Consider the following 18,380-nt stretch of genomic DNA (forward strand, 5'->3'; position numbering starts at 1 on the left):
GGAGGGAAGGATCGGTGCCACGCTTCACACCGTTCGACTTCGGCGTGTCCTGGGTGATGGGTTTCTTCCATCAGGACGGAACCCACTACGGGGACACGGCCGCCGAGATCGTCGCGAACCACCTGGCGGGGTGGAGCGGCGAAGCCGCCCTGGCGGTACGCCGTGACGCGCTGCTCCTCGGCGACCTCCCGTCGACGACACTGGAGGTGCTCTGGAACGCCGGGGCGGAGTACCTGCCCGACCTCGGCCGGCTGGGGGGCGGAGCAGGGTGGACCCGGACGGTCGTGGAACTGTGTGACACGCGGCTGTCGGCGGAGGCCGGCGTCCGCCCGCTCACGGGCGCGGACACCGAGGACGGCACGGACTGCCTCGACGCGGTGGTCGCCGAGATCGAGGCGACGCGGTTCCTGCCGGCCGAGGTGCGGGCGGCGCTCGTCGACTGCGCGCGCCGGTGCACTCCGGACCTGGCTCTGCGGATACTCCTGAGGGCGATCAGGTCCGCCGCCCAGGACGCCGTGCTCTCCCCCGACCAGTACCGCAGGCTGGAATCCCTCGGATCGGCCCTCCAGTACGGCGAGTTCCTCGTGGACTCGGTCAGGTACCGGGTCGAACAGCTGTAACGGCACGGCCGGCGCCCCTCTCCACCAGCACATCGGAGAGGGGCGCCGGTCATCTCCGCTCTTGATCACACCCCCGTCACAGTCTCGTCCCAGGAAGCGGCCCGCCGATCACCTGTGCGAACGCCCCGCATACAGTGCAGCGGAACGCCCGCGGTCCGTGTCCGCGGCTCCGAGAGAAAGAAACACCAGACGTGAGATCCACCGCCGTCCGCCGTACCGCGCTCGCCGCCTCCGCCGCCGCCCTCGCCCTGCTGGCCACCGCCTGCGGTGGCTCCGACGACGGGGACAAGGCCAAGGGCGGCGACAGCACCAAGGCCGCCGCCGACGCGACCGCCCCGGCCGAGGCGACCGCCTCCGCCCCGGCCGCCGGTGCCGCCAAGGCGCTCACCGCCGCCGAGCTGGAGAAGGCGGCGCTGACCCAGGCCGACGCCAAGAGCGGCAAGATCACCGTGAAGCTCACGGCGGACGACGACGTCTCGCAGGACAAGGTGAGCGTCGACAAGCCGGCCTGCGCCCCGCTCGCCTACCTCCAGGCCGGCACCTTCGTCGGCAAGCCCGCCGCCTCCGTCAAGCGGAAGTGGGAGGACGACCCGAAGAAGCCCGCCGCGGGCGCCGACGAGGAGGCGAAGATGTACGCCTCCCTGAACGCCGTGGAGTCCGTGATCACGCTGGCCTCCTACGACAACGGCGGCGCCGAGCAGGCCATGAAGGACCTGAGCGCGGCCGTGAAGAACTGCGCCGGCGGCTACTCGCACACCGAGAACAGCGACAGCATCAAGGTCACCAAGGTCACCACCGGCGAGGCGCCGAAGGGCGGCGACGAGGCGCTGGCCGTGAACCTGAGCATCAACTTCGGCGAGGGCGTCACGGGCACCACCAAGCTCGTCGTCGTCCGCGAGGGCGCCACCCTCGTCTACTTCCCGACCGTCAACGTGGGCGCGTTCCTCACCGGCGAGGACTACGCCTTCCCCACCGCGATGCTCGACGTCCAGCTCGCCAAGCTCGGCTGACCGACACCGCCGTGACCGGGATGGCGGGAAGTGGTCGACGTGACCGACCCCACCCGCCATCCCGTTCGAAGTCCGTTAACAATGAACTGTGATCTCTCCGGCCTCCTCGATGCCCCGGAGCGCCCACCGGCAGCGGCCGGAGGCGACTCCCTACGTCGACCTCACCCGAGCCGAGTGGAGCGCCCTGCGCGACAAGACGCCGCTGCCGCTCACCGCGGCCGAGGTCGAGAGGCTGCGCGGCCTCGGTGACGTCATCGACCTGGACGAGGTGCGGGACGTCTACCTCCCCCTCTCCCGGCTCCTCAACCTCTACGTCGGCGCCACGGACGGCCTGCGCGGCGCGCTGAACACCTTCCTCGGCGAGCAGGGCTCCCAGTCCGGCACCCCGTTCGTGATAGGGGTGGCCGGTTCGGTGGCCGTCGGCAAGTCCACGGTCGCCCGCCTGCTGCAGGCACTGCTCTCCCGCTGGCCGGAGCACCCCCGCGTGGAGCTGGTCACCACGGACGGCTTCCTGCTGCCCACCCGGGACCTGGAGGCCCGCGGCCTGATGTCGCGCAAGGGGTTCCCGGAGTCCTACGACCGCCGCGCCCTGACCCGCTTCGTCGCCGACATCAAGGCCGGCAAGGCCGAGGTGAGCGCCCCGGTCTACTCCCACCTCATCTACGACATCGTCCCGGACCAGCGGCTGGTGGTGCGCCGCCCGGACATCCTGATCGTCGAAGGGCTGAACGTCCTGCAGCCCGCCCTGCCCGGCAAGGACGGCCGCACCCGCGTCGGCCTCGCCGACTACTTCGACTTCAGCGTCTACGTCGACGCGAGCGCCGAGGACATCGAGCGCTGGTACCTGAACCGCTTCAAGAAGCTCCGTCAGACGGCGTTCCAGAAGCCGGACTCCTACTTCCGCAAGTACACCCAGGTCTCCGAGGACGAGGCCCTCGCCTACGCCCGCACCCTGTGGCGCACCATCAACAAGCCCAACCTGGTGGAGAACATCGCCCCCACCCGGGGCCGGGCCACCCTGGTCCTGCGCAAGGGCCCGGACCACAAGGTGCAGCGCCTGCGGCTGCGCAAACTGTAGAAAGGCGCCATGCTGCACGTGCGCCTGATCACGCCGTCCGACCGCACCGACGACGTGGTGAACCTGATCGAGCGGTCGGTCGGCACCACCCATCTGGTCGTGCTGCCGGGCGCGGCCCGCAGGCCGGCCGGTGACGTCGTCACCTGTGACGTGGTCCGCGAGGCGGGCGACGAGCTGATCAGCGGCCTCCACGACCTCGGCGTGCACCGCACCGGCGCCATCACCGTGCAGGGCCTCGACCTGGCCCTGTCCGCCAGCGCGGACGAGGCCGAGCACGAGTCCCCGGGCGAGAGCACCGACGCCGTTCTGTGGGAGCAGTTGGAGGAGGTGACGTACGACGAGTCCTCGCTGTCCGTCACCTACGTCGCCTTCATCACGCTGGCGACGATGATCGCGGCCTGCGGTGTCGTCCTGGACAACGCGATCCTGATCGTCGGCGCCATGGCCGTCGGCCCGGAGTTCGGCCCGCTGGCCGGCATCTCCACCGCGATCGTGCAGCGCACCCCGCGCCTCGCGCTGCGCTCCCTGGTCGCCCTGCTGGTCGGCTTCGCCGCGGCGATCGCGGTGACCGCCGGGTTCAGCGTCCTCATGGACGCGGTCAGCCTGTTCACCAAGGGCCGGCTGGAGAGCGAGCGCCCCAACACCGGCTTCGTCTACGCGCCCGACTGGTTCTCGTTCGTCGTGGCGCTCCTGGCCGGAACGGCCGGCACCCTGTCGCTGACCTCCGCCAAGTCAGGGGCCCTGGTGGGTGTGGCCATCTCGGTGACCACGATCCCGGCCGCCGCCAACGCCGCCGTGGCCCTGATCTACGGCGATTTCTTCCAGACCCTGCGCTCGTCCCAGCAGCTCCTGCTCAACCTGGGCGCCATCATCCTGGCGGGGACGATGACGCTGCTGGCCCAGAAGTACTTCTGGCGACGCCGGCGCGATCGTTCCGGGTGGCGGAAGCCGTCCTGACCCCGCCCCCGGAACCCGGTCCTCAGCCCAGCGCCGACTTCACCACGTCCGCCAGCCGCCCGGCGACGGCCCGCGCCTGCTCGATGTCCGCGGCCTCGACCATCACCCGCACCAGCGGCTCGGTGCCGGAGGACCGCAGCAGCACCCGCCCGGTCGAACCCAGCTCCCGCTCGGCCTCGGTGACCGCCGCCGCCAGCTCGGCCGACGTGGTGACCCGCGCCTTGTCGACGTCCGGGACGTTGACCAGCACCTGCGGCAGTCGCTCCATGACGGACGCCAGCTCCCGGAGCGTCCGGCCGGTCTCGGCGATCCTGGCCGCGAGCATCAGCCCGGTGAGCGTGCCGTCACCGGTCGTCGCGTGGTCGAGGATGATCACGTGGCCGGACTGCTCGCCGCCGAGCGCGTAGCCGTGCTCTTTCATGGACTCCAGCACATAGCGGTCGCCGACCGCCGTCTGGACGAGCTTCAGCCCCTCGCGCTCCAGCGCCAGCTTGAACCCGAGGTTGGACATCACGGTGGCGACGACGGTGTCCGACCGCAGCGCCCCGCGCTCGCGCATCGCCAGTCCGATCACCGCGAGGATCTGGTCGCCGTCGACCTCCTCGCCCGTGTGGTCCACGGCGAGGCACCGGTCGGCGTCCCCGTCGTGAGCGATGCCGAGGTCGGCGCCGTGCGCGACGACGGCCTCCTTCAGCAGGCCGAGGTGGGTCGAGCCGCAGCCGTCGTTGATGTTGAGCCCGTCCGGCTCGGCACCGATGGTGATGACCTCGGCCCCGGCCCGCGAGAACGCCTCCGGGGAGACCCGGGCGGCGGCCCCGTGCGCCTCGTCCAGGACGATCTTCAGCCCGTCGAGCCGGTTCGGCAGCACCCCGATCAGGTGGGCGACGTACCGGTCGAAGCCCTCGTCGTACGAGCGCACCCGGCCGACGCCGGACCCGGTGGGCCGCTCCCACGGCTCCCCGCGCTTGTGCTCCTCGTACACGGTCTCGATCTTGTCCTCCAGTTCGTCGGCGAGCTTGTGGCCGCCGCGGGCGAAGAACTTGATCCCGTTGTCGGGCATGGCGTTGTGGCTGGCGGAGAGCATGACCCCGAGGTCGGCGCCCAGCGCGCCCGTCAGGTACGCGACGGCCGGCGTCGGCAGCACACCGACCCGCAGCACGTCGACGCCGGCGCTGGCGAGGCCGGCGACGACCGCGGCCTCCAGGAACTCCCCGGACGCACGCGGGTCCCGCCCCACGACCGCCGTCGGCCGGTGGCCCTCGAAGGTGCCCGCCTCGGCCAGTACGTGCGCCGCCGCGACGGACAGCCCGAGAGCCATCTCGGCCGTCAGATCCGCGTTGGCGACACCGCGCACGCCGTCCGTGCCGAAGAGTCGTCCCACTTGTCCTCCTGAGGAAGCGTCAGTTCCCAAAACACACAGTCACAGAGTCATACCGTCACGCGGTCGCACAAGCCTTAGAACGTCTTGTGTCGTTATACGCCCGTAGGCGGTGATATACGAACGCCCCGACGGCACTGTGGCGTGCCGCCGGGGCGTTCGGAGTACGTGCAGGCAGCGGGCGCTTAGCGCTTGCTGTACTGCGGCGCCTTGCGGGCCTTCTTCAGACCGGCCTTCTTGCGCTCGACCGCACGGTCGTCGCGGCGGAGGAAGCCGGCCTTCTTGAGCGCGCCGCGGTTGTTGTCGACGTCGGCCTCGTTCAGCGCGCGGGCGACACCGAGACGGAGCGCACCGGCCTGACCGGAGACACCGCCACCGGCGATGCGGGCGATGACGTCGTAGCGGCCCTCGAGCTCCAGGACCTTGAACGGCTCGTTGACTTCCTGCTGGTGCACCTTGTTGGGGAAGTAGTCCTCAAGGGTGCGACCGTTGATCTTCCACTTGCCGGTGCCCGGGACGATCCGGACGCGGGCGATGGCGTTCTTGCGACGGCCCAGGCCGGCGGCCGGCTGGGGCTCACCGAAGCGCGAGGCGAGGGACTCGGAGGTGTACTCACCCTCCACCGGAACCTCGGACTCGGTGGTGTAGCTGTCGATGTCAAGCTCTTCGAGCGGCTGCTCGGCAGTGGTCTCGGCCACGATGCTCCTCAGATTCTCTTCAGTCTTAGGGGGTGGCCGGACTTACTGCGCGACCTGGGTGATCTCGAACGGCACCGGCTGCTGGGCAGCGTGCGGGTGCTGGTCGCCCGAGTAGACCTTCAGCTTGGAGAGCATCTGACGGCCCAGGGTGTTCTTGGGGAGCATGCCCTTGACGGCCTTCTCGACGGCCTTCTCGGGGTTCTTCGCCAGCAGCTCGTCGTAGCGCACGGAGCGCAGACCGCCCGGGTACCCGGAGTGGCGGTACGCCATCTTCTGGGTCCGCTTGTTGCCGGAGAGGTGCACCTTGTCGGCGTTGATGATGATGACGAAGTCACCAGCGTCGACGTGCGGGGCGTAGATCGGCTTGTGCTTGCCGCGGAGGAGCGTGGCGGCGGTGGTGGCCAGACGGCCCAGGACGACGTCCTGAGCGTCAATGACGTGCCACTGGCGCGTCACATCGCCGGGCTTGGGGCTGTACGTACGCACGGTTCGTAGCCTTCGCTTCGAGTGAATGGTCCTGACAAGGTCACCGAAACGATCACGACAGCCCTGACCGCATGGCGGCGACGCATACCGCGTACATGGGGTCGCTGGTCATCGGCCCGGTGGACCGGTGTAAGGGCCCGTCCCGTGAGAATGAGCAAGCCAATACACAACGACTAGGCAGAATACCCGTGCCCCGGCCGAAGGGTCAAAACGACCCCGGCGCCACCCCCACGGCGCGTCTGTCTCCGCGGGCCCCCAGGCCGGGACGCCGGGGCGGCCACCGCCCCTCGGTCCCCCCTCCTCCCCCGGCACACACCCCGGCGACCGGGCACCCGCGGCCCCGCACGGACCGCCCCCCGGACCGACCCCGGGACCGACCCGCGGCCCGGCGCGGACCGCCCCACGGACCAGCCACGGACCAGCCACGGCCGGCCTACGCCCGACAGCGCGGGCCGGCATGCCGCCACCGCCACGGGCCGGCGCCAAGGCGGTGGTGGCCGCGGTGGTGGTGGGGTGCGGCGGCACGAAGCGTGGCCGCGCGGAGGGCGGCGGCGAGGTCACCGCCCGGCTCCCCGAGAGGCGCGTCCGGCGTCGTCCGGGCGCCGGACGGCGCCACCGCCCGCTTCCACCGGCCCGGGGCCCCGCCCCGGCGCGCCGCCGCCACGCGGGCCCGGGCGCCGCCCGGTGACCCGAGCCCGCGTCTTGACCGCCCCCACGAGCACCCCCAGCGTCGCCGCGCCCCGGACGGCCCGGCAGCGGGCCGCCTCCGGATACGGCCCCACGACCCCCGTTCACCTGCGACACCACCAGCACCACCAGCACCACCAGCACCACCGGCAGCCAGAATCACGGCCCCGGGCCACCGCCCCCCTCGTACGGCACCCCCGCGAGCAGCACCGGCAGCACCGGCAGCACCACCGCACCAAGCACCCGGAGATGTCGCTTATGGTCCGGTTCATCAGGGCAACGCTGAGGCGGCTACGGGCCGTTGGGTCGGACCAGCACACCCCGAGCCCCGTCTAAGATGCGCCCCATGAGCTATGGGCAGGGGGGGTCTCAGTCCCAGTGGGATCCCTGGAAACCGAACTCCGAGCAGCCGTGGAACAGCGGCGCTGACGGACAGAGCCCGGACTGGGCCGCGCTCGCCGAGGCGTCCGAGACCCGCAACAAGCGGCGTCGGCTGCTGTTCATCGGCGGGGGCGCCCTCGCGGTGGTCGGCGTGGGCGCCGCCGTCGCCATGGCCGTCGTCTCCGCGAACAGCGACGACCCCAACCGGCCGACCTCCTCGCTGCCCGCGAGCGGGCTGCCGAGCGCGTCCGGCACCCCGTCCTTCGCGCCGACCAGCGCCCCGCCGCCGCTGGACCCGAAGGAGTTCGTGTCCAGCAAGACCAAGGACACCGCGCCCAACGGACCGAACGTCATGTTCCCGGGCACCCAGCTCACCATGGGCTCGGCCGTGTACAAGAAGGGCGCGACGGCCGACACCCAGGACTGCGTGGCCGCCACCCAGGGCACCCTGCCGAAGGTCCTCAAGGACAACGGCTGCACCCGCCTGATGCGCGTCACCTACACCAGGAACGGCATGGCCGTCACCGTCGGCGTCGCCGTCTTCGACAGCGAGGCCCAGGCCCTGAAGGCGAAGAAGGCCGCCGACAAGAAGAGCATCGTGCGCGCCCTGTCCGGCAAGGGCGTCCCCGCCTTCTGCAACGCCGCGATCTGCCGCTCGACGACCAACTCCTACGGCCGGTACGCCTACTTCACCCTCACCGGCTTCACCAACGGCAAGGACGTGACGACGAAGGACACGCCGGTCTTCACCGCCGGCGACGACCTCGCCGAGTTCACGTTCCAGCAGATCCGCAAGCGCGGCGAGGCACAGGCGTCGGCTGCGGCGGAGCGGTAGGAGCGGCGCTCAGCAGCACCCCGCGCCGGGAAGCGACCGCTTGTTGCGCGCTTCCCGGCTGCGCGCCGCCAGCAACTCGTCGGCGGGATAGCCGACCTGCTCCAGCGTCAGCCCGTGCGGCCGTACGACGTGGACGGCCGAGTCGCGCACCCCGGCGGCCAGCACCTTGCCGGGCCAGTCGGCCGGCCGGTGCCCGTCCCCGACGAACAGCAGCGCCCCGATCAGCGACCGCACCATGTTGTGGCAGAACGCGTCGGCCCGGACGGTCGCGGTGATGATCCCGTCGTCGCCCTTGACCAGGCTCAGCTCCTGGAGGGTGCGGATGGTGGTGGCGCCCTCCCGCTTCTTGCAGTAGGCGGCGAAGTCGTGCTCGCCCAGCAGCGCCCGGGCCGCCTCGTTCATCGCGTCGACGTCGAGCGGCCAGTCGTGCCACAGCACGTGGTTGCGCAGCAGCGGGTCCACCCCGCCGGGGTTGTCGGTGACCCGGTAGGCGTAGCGCCGCCAGACCGCCGAGAACCGTGCGTCGAACCCGCTCGGCGCCTCCCGGAGCGCCCACACCCGCACGTCCCGGTCCAGTCGCCCCGCGAGCCGCTTGAGCAGCTTCTCGTGGTGCTCCCGCCACACCGCCTCCGGCAGGTCCACATGGGCGACCTGCCCCCGCGCGTGCACACCGGCGTCCGTCCGCCCGGCGACGGTCAGCTCGTACGTCTCCCGGGACCGCGTCACGGTCCGCAACGCGTCCTCGATCTCCCCCTGGACGGTCCGCCGCCCGCCGGCCTGCTTGGCCCACCCGGAGAACGCGGTCCCGTCGTACGACAGATCGAGCCGGACGCGGACATGACCGGGCGCTGCTTCATCACTCACGTACAGATCCTCTCAGGTACACGAAAGCGGGCCCGCTCCGGGAAGGAACGGGCCCACTCACGCGCCCCACAGGGGCGCGGGGAACCGCGCGAACAACCGCAGCGGCGCCGCAGTCGAAGGACGGCCTTACGCCTCCTTGGACTCCTCGGCCGGCGCCTCGGTCGCCTCGTCGGCCTTGGTCTCCTCGACCTTGGCCTCCTCGGCCTCCTTGACCGCACGCTTGGTGGCGGCCTCGGCCTCGCCCACGGCGTTCTGCTGCACCGTCAGCGCCTCGACCAGCTCGATGACCGCCATGGGCGCGTTGTCGCCGCGACGGTTGCCGATCTTGGTGATGCGGGTGTAGCCGCCGGGACGGTTCTCGTACCGCGGGCCGATCTCGGTGAAGAGCGTGTGGACGATGCCCTTGTCCGTGATGACCTGGAGCACCTGACGGCGGTTGTGAAGGTCACCCTTCTTCGCCTTGGTGATCAGACGCTCGGCGTACGGCCGCAGACGGCGGGCCTTCGCCTCGGTGGTGGTGATGCGGCCGTGCTCGAAGAGGCTCTTCGCCAGGTTCGCGAGGAGCAGCTTCTCGTGCGCGGCGCTGCCGCCCAGACGGGCACCCTTGGTGGGCTTCGGCATGATCTTTCTCCTGTGTGTCTGCCCCGGCCGTATCAGGTACCGGGGTCAGTATCCGAGCAGACGGTTGTCTGTCGAAGATCCAGGCCCCCGAAGGGGCCTGGAAGGGGCGCGGGGCCGCTGCATTCGCGGCTCCGCCGCGCGGGCGCGGCCGGCCACGACCAGCCCGCGGACGCAGTACGGACTCCCCGCGGAGCGCTCAGTACTGCTCGGTCTCGACGAACCCGGCGTCCGCGTCGTCGTCGGCGCCGAAGGCGTCCGCGGCGGCGGTCGGGTCGAATCCGGGCGGGCTGTCCTTCAGGGCCAGGCCCATGCCGGCCAGCTTCGCCTTGACCTCGTCGATCGACTTCGCACCGAAGTTGCGGATGTCGAGCAGGTCGGCCTCGGAGCGGGCGACGAGCTCACCCACGGAGTGGATGCCCTCGCGCTTGAGGCAGTTGTAGGAGCGGACCGTGAGCTCCAGCTCCTCGATCGGCAGCGCCAGGTCGGCGGCCAGGGCGGCGTCCGTGGGGGACGGGCCCATGTCGATGCCCTCGGCGTCGATGTTCAGCTCGCGGGCGAGACCGAACAGCTCGACCAGGGTCTTACCGGCGGAGGCCATGGCGTCACGGGGACGCATCGCCTGCTTGGTCTCGACGTCGACGATCAGCTTGTCGAAGTCGGTGCGCTGCTCGACACGCGTGGCCTCGACCTTGTACGTGACCTTCAGCACGGGGCTGTAGATGGAGTCGACCGGGATACGGCCGATCTCCTGGCCCACCTGCTTGTTCTGCACGGCGGAGACGTAGCCGCGACCGCGCTCGACGGTCAGCTCCATCTCCAGCTTGCCCTTGCCGTTGAGCGTGGCGAGGACGAGGTCGGGGTTGTGCACCTCGACACCGGCCGGCGGCGCGATGTCGGCGGCGGTGACCAGACCCGGGCCCTGCTTGCGCAGGTACATCACGACCGGCTCGTCGTGCTCCGAGGAGACGACCAGCTGCTTGATGTTGAGGATCAGGTCGGTGACGTCCTCCTTGACGCCCGGCACGGTGGTGAACTCGTGCAGCACGCCGTCGATCCGGATGCTGGTGACGGCGGCACCGGGGATCGAGGACAGGAGGGTACGGCGCAGGGAGTTGCCGAGGGTGTAGCCGAAGCCCGGCTCCAGCGGCTCGATCACGAACCGGGAGCGGAATTCGTCGACGACCTCTTCGGTCAACGAGGGACGCTGAGCGATCAGCATGTGTGGATCAGATCCTTCTTTCGTGGACGCCCGCTATTTGACGCCCGACGGAAACCGCACCTGTGAGAAGTGCGGGTATTGCAAGGGTACGGGCGATACGGCGCCTTGCAGAGCCGTACCGCCCGAAACCACAGACCGTGACGAAGCGGTCGTCAGACGCGACGACGCTTCGGCGGACGGCAGCCGTTGTGCGGGGTCGGGGTGACGTCCTGGATGGAGCCGACCTCGAGGCCCGTGGCCTGCAGGGAGCGGATGGCGGTCTCACGACCGGCGCCCGGGCCCTTGACGAACACGTCGACCTTGCGCATGCCGTGCTCCTGAGCGCGGCGGGCGGCCGACTCGGCGGCCATCTGCGCGGCGAACGGCGTGGACTTGCGCGAGCCCTTGAAGCCGACGTGGCCGGCGGAGGCCCACGAGATCACGTTGCCGGTCGGGTCCGTGATGGACACGATCGTGTTGTTGAACGTGCTCTTGATGTGCGCCTGGCCGTGCGCGACGTTCTTCTTTTCCTTGCGGCGCACCTTCTTGGCAGCGCCCTGACGTCCCTTGGGGGGCATGTCTGAATCTCCTACGGGAGGTGGTCGGTCCTACAGCGAAGACCGCTGGACGGCGTGTCCGCTGCGGACTACTTCTTGCCCGGCTTCTTCTTGCCGGCGATGGCGCGACGCGGGCCCTTGCGGGTGCGGGCGTTGGTGCTGGTGCGCTGACCGCGGACGGGCAGGCCGCGGCGGTGACGCAGACCCTGGTAGCAGCCGATCTCGACCTTGCGGCGGATGTCGGCCTGGATCTCGCGACGGAGGTCACCCTCGGTCTTGATGTTGTTGTCCACGAACTCGCGGATCGCGACGAGCTGCTCTTCGCTCAGGTCGCGGACGCGGGTGTTCGGGTCGACGCCGGTGGCGGCCAGCGTCTGCTGCGAAAGGGTCCGGCCGATGCCGAACACGTAGGTGAGGGCGACCTCCACGCGCTTGTCGCGCGGGATGTCAACACCGGAAACGCGTGCCATTCAATGGCTCCTGGTGATCTTCGGAGGTCTTCCACAGAGCCGGCTCCCAGCCGCCGTACCAGGTACGAACTGGGTCCCCAGCCTCCGAACCGGGGGTGTCAGGCGCGAAGGAATCCCCGCCTGGGCTCTGCGTATGAACAAATTCAGCTCGCGTCGCGCGAAGTCTCTGCGATAGAGGTGCAGAGGGTGTGATCCGTGTGCGTCAGCCCTGGCGCTGCTTGTGGCGCGGGTTGTCGCAAATGATCATGACCCGGCCGTGACGGCGGATCACCCTGCACTTGTCGCAGATCTTCTTGACGCTCGGCTTGACCTTCATTGGGTGAGGTTCTCCGGGTCAGTGCCATCGCCGCGGGAGGCCCGGGGCGCGGGCAAGATCTACTTGTACCGGTAGACGATCCGGCCACGCGTCAGGTCGTAAGGAGACAGCTCCACCACGACCCGGTCGTCAGGGAGAATGCGGATGTAGTGCATGCGCATCTTGCCGCTGATGTGTGCCAGGACCTGGTGGCCGTTCTGGAGCTCGACCCTGAACATGGCGTTCGGCAGAGACTCGACGACAGTGCCCTCGATCTCGATGGCACCTTGCTTCTTGGCCACGCTTTGCCCTTCGAATCGACTACCTTGATCGACTCACTGTGAGCGCACGAAGACATGCGGACACACAAGAGCCGACGAGTCAGTCTACGTCAGGCCACCCGGAAACACGAATCGAGGGAGTCTGCCCACCCTCGATGGTCGTTACGCCAGCGGATCCGGTGCCGCCGTGACGCCGTACTCCGCCAGCTTCGCCCGGCCGCAGTCCGGGGCCGTCAGGACCAGGGGGCCCTGCTCGGTCAGGGCCACCGAGTGCTCCCAGTGCGAGGACCAGGTGCCGTCCGTCGTGATGACGGTCCAGTCGTCCTCCAGGACCTTGGTCCGGGGGGTGCCGAGGGAGACCATGGGCTCGATGGCCAGGCAGAAGCCGGGGACCAGCTTGGGGCCCTTGCCGCGGCGCCGGTCGACGTAGTTCAGCAGGTGCGGGTCCATGTGCATCTCGGTGCCGATGCCGTGGCCGCCGTAGTCCTCGATGATGCCGTAGCGGCCGCCGCCCGGCTTCGGCTGGCGCCGGATATAGGTCTCGATGGCCTTGGAGACGTCCACGAGGCGGTTGCCCTGCCGCATGGCCGCGATCCCGGCCCACATCGACTCCTCGGTGACCCGGGACAGCTCGACCAGCTCCGGAGCGTGACCGGAGCCCACGAAGGCCGTGTAGGCGGCGTCACCGTGCCAGCCGTCGATGATCGCGCCGGCGTCGATGGAGATGATGTCGCCGTCCTTGAGGACGACGTCCTCGGAGGGGATGCCGTGCACCACGACGTCGTTGACGGAGGTGCAGATGGTGGCCGGGAAGCCGCCGTAGCCGAGGAAGTTCGACTTCGCGCCGTGCTCGGCGATCACCTTGCGGGCGACCTCGTCCAGGTCCTTGGTGGTCGCACCCGGTACCGCCGCCTCACGCGTGGCGGCGTGAATGGCGGCGACCACCAGCCCGGCCGCACGCATCTTGGCGATCTGCTCGGGGCTCTTGATCTGCACCATGGGAAGCCTGCGCTCTCCGTCACTCACGTCAACCGATTACCTACACAACACTAGGCCGTGGCACCCGGGAGGGGCGCCACGGCCAGGTCGGCCGACGGCTACTCGCCGTCGCCCTCGCGCTTCAGCGCCGCCAGCGCACGGCCGGTCACCTCGTCCACCGGGCCCATGGCCTCGATGGTCACCACCAGGCCCTGGGCCTTGTAGTAGTCGATGATCGGCTCGGTCTGCGTGTGGTAGACCTCCAGCCGCTTGCGGACGGTCCCCTCGGTGTCGTCGTCGCGCTGGTACAGCTCACCGCCGCAGACGTCGCACACGCCGTCCTTCGCCGGCTTCTTGTACGACACGTGGAAGACGTGCGCGGAGTCGTTGCGGCAGATGCGCCGACCGGCGATCCGCTTGACGACCTCCTCCTCGGGGGCTTCGAGGTCGAGTACCGCGTCCAGCTTGATGGCCTCGGTCTTGAGCAGCTCGTCGAGCGCCTGGGCCTGCGAGACATTGCGCGGGAAACCGTCCAGCAGGAAACCGCCCTCGGCGTCGGGCTGCTCCATGCGGTCCTTGGCCATCGCGATGGTCACCTCGTCGGGGACGAGGTTGCCGGCGTCCATGTAGGACTTCGCGAGCTTCCCGAGCTCCGTCTGCTGGCTGATGTTGGCTCGGAACAGGTCGCCCGTGGAGATGTGCGGGACGCGCAGCTTCTCAGCAAGGCGAGTGGCCTGCGTGCCCTTTCCGGCACCCGGCGGCCCGACGAGGACGATTCGCATCAGCGGAGGAACCCTTCGTAATTGCGCTGCTGGAGCTGGCTCTCGATCTGCTTCACCGTCTCCAGGCCCACACCCACGATGATCAGGATGGAGGTCCCGCCGAACGGGAAGTTCTGGTTCGCCCCGAAACCAACCAACGCCATCGTCGGCACGAGAGCAATCAGACCCAAGTACAGCGAACCCGGCCAGGTGATCCGGTTGAGCACGTACGAGAGGTACTCAGCGGTCGGTCGGCCAGCCCGGATGCCCGGGATGAAGCCACCATACTTCTTCATGTTGTCGGCGACTTCCTCGGGGTTGAAGGAGATCGCCACATAGAAGAACGCGAAGAAAACGATCAGCAAGAAGTACATGCTGATGTAAATGGGGTGGTCGCCCTTGGTCAGGTTGGCCTCGATCCACCGCTTCCAGCTGGAGTCGCTGTCGGAGAACTGCGCGATCAGGGCCGGGATGTAGAGCAGCGACGAGGCGAAGATGACCGGGATCACACCGGCCTGGTTCACCTTCAGCGGGATGTACGTCGAGGTACCGCCGTAGGAACGGCGGCCGATCATGCGCTTCGCGTACTGGACGGGGATCCGGCGCTGGGCCTGCTCGACGAAGACCACCAGGCCGACCATGACCAGGCCGACCGCGATGACGGTGCCGAACTCGATCCAGCCCTGAGCGAGGGTGCCCTGCTTCTTGATGGCCCACAGCGCGGACGGGAAGGTCGCGGCGATCGAGATGAACATCAGGATCGACATGCCGTTGCCGATGCCGCGGTCGGTGATCAGCTCACCGAGCCACATGACGACGGCGGTACCGGCGGTCATGGTGATGACCATGGTGATGGTCGTGAAGATGGCGGTGTCCGGGACGATGCTCGACGCGACCGTGCAGCCGGAGAAGAGAGCGCCGCTGCGGGCCGTGGCCACCAGGCCGGTGCCCTGGAGGATGGCGAGGGCCACCGTCAGGTACCGGGTGTACTGGGTGATCTTCGCCGTGCCGGCCTGGCCCTCCTTCTTGAGGGCTTCCAGGCGTGGGATCACCACGGTCAGCAGCTGGAGGATGATGCTCGCCGTGATGTACGGCATGATGCCCAGCGCGAAGACCGTGATCTGCAGCAGCGCGCCGCCGCTGAACATGTTGACCAGTCCGAAGAGGCCCTGGTTGCCGGACGCCTCGTCCACACACTGCTGGACGGACTTGTAGTCGACGCCCGGGATCGGGATGTGGGTACCGACCCGGTAGACCACGATGATGCCGAGCGTGAAGAGCAGCTTCTTGCGCAGGTCGGGCGTCCTGAACGCCCGGGCGAACGCGGTGAGCACGGTGCCTCCTGCGACCCCCGCGCATCTGCGTCAAGGGTGACGGTCTTGAGGTTCGACGGATACAGAAAAAGAACAGTGCAGGCCACCTTACCGGCGACACTGCCCCCCTAGGAACGACCAACCGGGGATGCCCCATTTGTAGGGCATCCCCGGTCGGGATCGCTCATGTCACTGACACGTCCGAGTGGTTCAGACGAGCTCGGTGACGGTGCCGCCGGCGGCGGTGATCTTCTCCTTGGCGGAGCCGGAGACGGCGTCGACCGTCACCTGCAGCGCCACGGAGATCTCGCCCTGGCCGAGGACCTTGACGAGGCTGTTCTTGCGAACGGCGCCCTTGGCGACCAGGCTCTCGACGGTGACCTCGCCACCCTCGGGGTAGAGCGCGGCCAGCTTGTCGAGGTTCACGACCTGGTACTCGGTCTTGAACGGGTTCTTGAAGCCCTTCAGCTTCGGGAGACGCATGTGGAGGGGCATCTGCCCGCCCTCGAAGCGCTCCGGAACCTGGTAACGGGCCTTGGTGCCCTTGGTACCACGACCGGCCGTCTTACCCTTCGACGCCTCACCACGACCCACACGGGTCTTGGCGGTCTTGGCGCCCGGGGCGGGACGGAGGTTGTGGATCTTGAGCGGGTTGTTCTCCGCCATGATCAGTCGACCTCCTCGACCGTCACGAGGTGGCGGACGGTGTGCACCATGCCGCGGAACTCGGGGCGGTCCTCCTTGACGACCACGTCGCCCAGGCGCTTCAGGCCCAGGGAACGCAGGGTGTCACGGTGGTTCTGCTTGCTGCCGATGTAGGACTTCGTCTGCGTGATCTTGAGCTGCGCCATGATTACGCACCCGCCCCGGCACGCGCACGCAGCAGGGCCGCGGGAGCGACGTCCTCGAGGGGCAGACCGCGGCGGGCCGCGATCTCCTCGGGACGCTGCAGGCCCTTCAGGGCCTCCACGGTGGCGTGCACGATGTTGATCGCGTTGTCGGAGCCGAGCGACTTCGACAGCACGTCGTGGATACCGGCGCACTCCAGCACGGCACGCACGGGACCACCGGCGATCACACCGGTACCCGGCGAAGCCGGCTTGAGGAGAACGACACCGGCGGCCTTCTCACCCTGGATGGGGTGAGGGATGGTGCCCTGGATCCGGGGGACCTTGAAGAAGTGCTTCTTGGCCTCCTCAACGCCCTTGGCGATGGCGGCCGGCACCTCCTTGGCCTTGCCGTAACCGACACCCACGGTGCCGTCACCGTCGCCCACCACGACCAGCGCGGTGAAGCTGAAGCGACGACCACCCTTCACAACCTTGGCGACGCGGTTGATCGCGACAACGCGCTCAACGTACGCGGTCTTCTCGGCGGCAGCAGCGCCGCCGTCACGGCCCTTCCGGTCCCGCCGCTCGCCGCCACCGGCACCGCCACCGCGGCGCTGGGGTCCAGCCATTGGAATTACCTCTCTCTGTTTCCGCTAGCGCTACGGAACCGGCTCAGAACTTGAGCCCGGCCTCGCGGGCGGCGTCCGCCAGGGCCGCGATGCGGCCGGCGTACTGGTTGCCACCACGGTCGAACACGACGGCCTCGACACCGGCGGCCTTGGCACGCTCGGCGACCAGGGCGCCGACCTTCTTGGCCTGCGAGGACTTGTCCTCGGCACCGCGGATCGACGCGTCCAGGGAGGACGCCGACGCCAGGGTGTGGCCCTTCAGGTCGTCGATCACCTGCGCCACGATGTGGCGGTTGGAGCGGGTCACGACCAGACGGGGGCGCTCGGCCGTACCGTTGATCCGCTTGCGGATCCGGAGGTGACGGCGCTTGATCGCGGCGCGCTTGTAGGCGTCGCCCTTCAGGATCTTCTGCCCGTATGCCATGGCTTACTTACCCGCCTTTCCGACCTTGCGGCGGATGACTTCGCCCTCGTACTTGACGCCCTTGGCCTTGTACGGGTCGGGCTTGCGCAGCTTGCGGATGTTGGCCGCGACCTCGCCCACCTTCTGCTTGTCGATGCCCTCGACCTGGAATCGGGTCGGGGTCTCCACCTTGAAGGTGATGCCCTCGGGCGCCTCGACGGTGATCGGGTGGCTGTAACCGAGCGCGAACTCGAGGTTCGAGCCCTTCGCGGCCACGCGGTAACCGACACCGCTGATCTCGAGCTTCTTCACGTAACCCTGGGTCACGCCGGTGATCATGTTCGCCACCAGCGTGCGGGACAGGCCGTGCAGGGCCTTGCTCTGACGCTCGTCGTTGGGGCGGGTCACCTGCAGGGTGCCGTCCTCGCCCTTGGCGATGTCGATCGGAGCAGCAACGGTGTGGGTCAGCTCGCCCTTGGGGCCCTTGACCTTCACCGTGCGGCCGTCGATGGTGACGTCCACGCCGGCGGGAACCGCGATGGGGAGCTTGCCGATGCGCGACATAGCTGTTTCCTCCGTTCCCTTCTGCTACCAGACGTAGGCGAGGACTTCCCCACCCACGCCCTTCTTGCCGGCCTGCTTGTCGGTGAGGAGCCCGTGCGACGTGGAGATGATCGCCACGCCCAGGCCGCCGAGCACCTTCGGCAGGTTGGTGGACTTCGCGTACACCCGGAGACCGGGCTTGGAGATCCGCTTGATGCCCGCGATGGAGCGCTCACGGTTGGGGCCGAACTTCAGCTCCAGGACGAGGTTCTTGCCGACCTCGGCGTCCTCGACCTTCCAGCCCGTGATGAAGCCCTCCTGCTGGAGGATCTCCGCGATGTGAGACTTGATCTTGGACGCCGGCATCGTCACGGAGTCGTGGTACGCCGAGTTCGCGTTACGCAGACGCGTCAGCATGTCTGCGATCGGATCAGTCATGGTCATGAATTGGCCTGTGGCCTTTCTCGCCGGGGTTTCCTATATGCGCCATCCCTCTCCCCGTACTTC

The 18,380-nt window shown here is 69.0% G+C and carries 24 protein-coding genes; 5 read left to right on the forward strand and 19 right to left on the reverse strand.

Going from position 1 to position 18,380, the window contains the following annotated elements:
- The first annotated feature begins 14 nt into the window (after window positions 1-14).
- The 4 genes from ACSLTV_RS02790 (at window position 15) to ACSLTV_RS02805 (ending at window position 3,665) form a co-directional block, all read left to right on the forward strand.
- Window positions 15-620: a hypothetical protein gene (locus ACSLTV_RS02790; protein WP_432134996.1), complete on the forward strand. Its 606-nt coding sequence runs from the start codon at window positions 15-17 to the stop codon at window positions 618-620.
- Window positions 621-811: 191 nt separating this feature from the next.
- The gene (locus tag ACSLTV_RS02795) at window positions 812-1,630 is read left to right on the forward strand and encodes a hypothetical protein (protein WP_432134997.1); all 819 of its coding nucleotides are present in this window, start codon (window positions 812-814) and stop codon (window positions 1,628-1,630) included.
- 109 nt (window positions 1,631-1,739) lie between these two features.
- Window positions 1,740-2,708: a type I pantothenate kinase gene (coaA, locus tag ACSLTV_RS02800; RefSeq protein WP_432135031.1), complete on the forward strand. Its 969-nt coding sequence runs from the start codon at window positions 1,740-1,742 to the stop codon at window positions 2,706-2,708.
- Window positions 2,709-2,717: 9 nt separating this feature from the next.
- Entirely contained in the window at window positions 2,718-3,665 is a 948-nt protein-coding gene (locus ACSLTV_RS02805; protein ID WP_432134998.1) for a DUF389 domain-containing protein, read from the forward strand.
- Window positions 3,666-3,687: 22 nt separating this feature from the next.
- Here ACSLTV_RS02805 and glmM read toward each other — a convergent pair whose 3' ends face one another.
- The 3 genes from glmM to rplM form a co-directional block, all read right to left on the reverse strand.
- On the reverse strand, window positions 3,688-5,046 hold the full coding sequence (gene glmM, locus ACSLTV_RS02810; protein ID WP_432134999.1) for a phosphoglucosamine mutase: 1,359 nt from the start codon (window positions 5,044-5,046) through the stop codon (window positions 3,688-3,690).
- 182 nt (window positions 5,047-5,228) lie between these two features.
- Complete coding sequence (gene rpsI / locus ACSLTV_RS02815; RefSeq protein ID WP_067018959.1) at window positions 5,229-5,741, reverse strand: 30S ribosomal protein S9; 513 nt, start codon at window positions 5,739-5,741, stop codon at window positions 5,229-5,231.
- A gap of 42 nt (window positions 5,742-5,783) precedes the next feature.
- Window positions 5,784-6,227: a 50S ribosomal protein L13 gene (gene rplM, locus ACSLTV_RS02820; RefSeq protein ID WP_276110719.1), complete on the reverse strand. Its 444-nt coding sequence runs from the start codon at window positions 6,225-6,227 to the stop codon at window positions 5,784-5,786.
- Between the two features lie 1,033 nt (window positions 6,228-7,260).
- On the opposite strand from rplM, the gene ACSLTV_RS02825 reads away from it, so the two are divergent.
- Entirely contained in the window at window positions 7,261-8,130 is an 870-nt protein-coding gene (locus ACSLTV_RS02825) for a hypothetical protein (protein WP_435611562.1), read from the forward strand.
- Window positions 8,131-8,139: 9 nt separating this feature from the next.
- Here the strand turns inward: ACSLTV_RS02825 and truA are convergent, their stop codons facing one another.
- From truA to rpsH, 16 genes are all read right to left on the reverse strand, one after another.
- Window positions 8,140-8,994, reverse strand: a complete 855-nt coding sequence (gene truA / locus ACSLTV_RS02830; protein WP_432135001.1) for a tRNA pseudouridine(38-40) synthase TruA — start codon at window positions 8,992-8,994, stop codon at window positions 8,140-8,142.
- 126 nt (window positions 8,995-9,120) lie between these two features.
- Window positions 9,121-9,615 (reverse strand): 50S ribosomal protein L17, encoded by a 495-nt coding sequence (gene rplQ, locus ACSLTV_RS02835; protein ID WP_432135002.1) that lies wholly within the window; start codon window positions 9,613-9,615, stop codon window positions 9,121-9,123.
- Window positions 9,616-9,811: 196 nt separating this feature from the next.
- Entirely contained in the window at window positions 9,812-10,834 is a 1,023-nt protein-coding gene (locus ACSLTV_RS02840; RefSeq protein WP_003966937.1) for a DNA-directed RNA polymerase subunit alpha, read from the reverse strand.
- 152 nt (window positions 10,835-10,986) lie between these two features.
- Window positions 10,987-11,391 (reverse strand): 30S ribosomal protein S11, encoded by a 405-nt coding sequence (rpsK, locus tag ACSLTV_RS02845; protein ID WP_398859245.1) that lies wholly within the window; start codon window positions 11,389-11,391, stop codon window positions 10,987-10,989.
- 68 nt (window positions 11,392-11,459) lie between these two features.
- On the reverse strand, window positions 11,460-11,840 hold the full coding sequence (gene rpsM / locus ACSLTV_RS02850; RefSeq protein WP_432135003.1) for a 30S ribosomal protein S13: 381 nt from the start codon (window positions 11,838-11,840) through the stop codon (window positions 11,460-11,462).
- 202 nt (window positions 11,841-12,042) lie between these two features.
- A complete protein-coding gene (gene rpmJ, locus ACSLTV_RS02855) occupies window positions 12,043-12,156 on the reverse strand; it encodes a 50S ribosomal protein L36 (RefSeq protein ID WP_003948619.1) in 114 nt (37 codons plus the stop codon).
- Window positions 12,157-12,215: 59 nt separating this feature from the next.
- Window positions 12,216-12,437 carry a translation initiation factor IF-1 gene (gene infA / locus ACSLTV_RS02860; RefSeq protein WP_004927214.1) on the reverse strand — a complete coding sequence of 74 codons (222 nt, stop codon included), beginning with the start codon at window positions 12,435-12,437 and terminating at the stop codon, window positions 12,216-12,218.
- Window positions 12,438-12,578: 141 nt separating this feature from the next.
- The gene (gene map / locus ACSLTV_RS02865; RefSeq protein WP_432135032.1) at window positions 12,579-13,415 is read right to left on the reverse strand and encodes a type I methionyl aminopeptidase; all 837 of its coding nucleotides are present in this window, start codon (window positions 13,413-13,415) and stop codon (window positions 12,579-12,581) included.
- A 98-nt stretch (window positions 13,416-13,513) separates the two neighbouring features.
- The gene (locus ACSLTV_RS02870; RefSeq protein WP_432135004.1) at window positions 13,514-14,176 is read right to left on the reverse strand and encodes an adenylate kinase; all 663 of its coding nucleotides are present in this window, start codon (window positions 14,174-14,176) and stop codon (window positions 13,514-13,516) included.
- Complete coding sequence (secY, locus tag ACSLTV_RS02875) at window positions 14,176-15,489, reverse strand: preprotein translocase subunit SecY (RefSeq protein ID WP_432135005.1); 1,314 nt, start codon at window positions 15,487-15,489, stop codon at window positions 14,176-14,178. The genes ACSLTV_RS02870 and secY overlap by 1 nt, the downstream gene beginning before the upstream one ends.
- 189 nt (window positions 15,490-15,678) lie before the next feature.
- Window positions 15,679-16,134: a 50S ribosomal protein L15 gene (gene rplO, locus ACSLTV_RS02880; RefSeq protein ID WP_030601181.1), complete on the reverse strand. Its 456-nt coding sequence runs from the start codon at window positions 16,132-16,134 to the stop codon at window positions 15,679-15,681.
- Window positions 16,135-16,136: 2 nt separating this feature from the next.
- The gene (rpmD, locus tag ACSLTV_RS02885; protein ID WP_009190145.1) at window positions 16,137-16,319 is read right to left on the reverse strand and encodes a 50S ribosomal protein L30; all 183 of its coding nucleotides are present in this window, start codon (window positions 16,317-16,319) and stop codon (window positions 16,137-16,139) included.
- 2 nt (window positions 16,320-16,321) lie between these two features.
- Window positions 16,322-16,927, reverse strand: a complete 606-nt coding sequence (rpsE, locus tag ACSLTV_RS02890) for a 30S ribosomal protein S5 (RefSeq protein WP_009190144.1) — start codon at window positions 16,925-16,927, stop codon at window positions 16,322-16,324.
- A gap of 43 nt (window positions 16,928-16,970) precedes the next feature.
- The gene (rplR, locus tag ACSLTV_RS02895) at window positions 16,971-17,351 is read right to left on the reverse strand and encodes a 50S ribosomal protein L18 (RefSeq protein ID WP_399649794.1); all 381 of its coding nucleotides are present in this window, start codon (window positions 17,349-17,351) and stop codon (window positions 16,971-16,973) included.
- A gap of 3 nt (window positions 17,352-17,354) precedes the next feature.
- Complete coding sequence (gene rplF / locus ACSLTV_RS02900; protein WP_432135006.1) at window positions 17,355-17,894, reverse strand: 50S ribosomal protein L6; 540 nt, start codon at window positions 17,892-17,894, stop codon at window positions 17,355-17,357.
- A 24-nt stretch (window positions 17,895-17,918) separates the two neighbouring features.
- The gene (rpsH, locus tag ACSLTV_RS02905) at window positions 17,919-18,317 is read right to left on the reverse strand and encodes a 30S ribosomal protein S8 (protein WP_007384075.1); all 399 of its coding nucleotides are present in this window, start codon (window positions 18,315-18,317) and stop codon (window positions 17,919-17,921) included.
- Window positions 18,318-18,380 lie beyond the last annotated feature (63 nt).

It is taken from the genome of Streptomyces sp. bgisy159 (genome assembly GCF_965341775.1).
Taxonomy (GTDB): Bacteria; Actinomycetota; Actinomycetes; order Streptomycetales; family Streptomycetaceae; genus Streptomyces.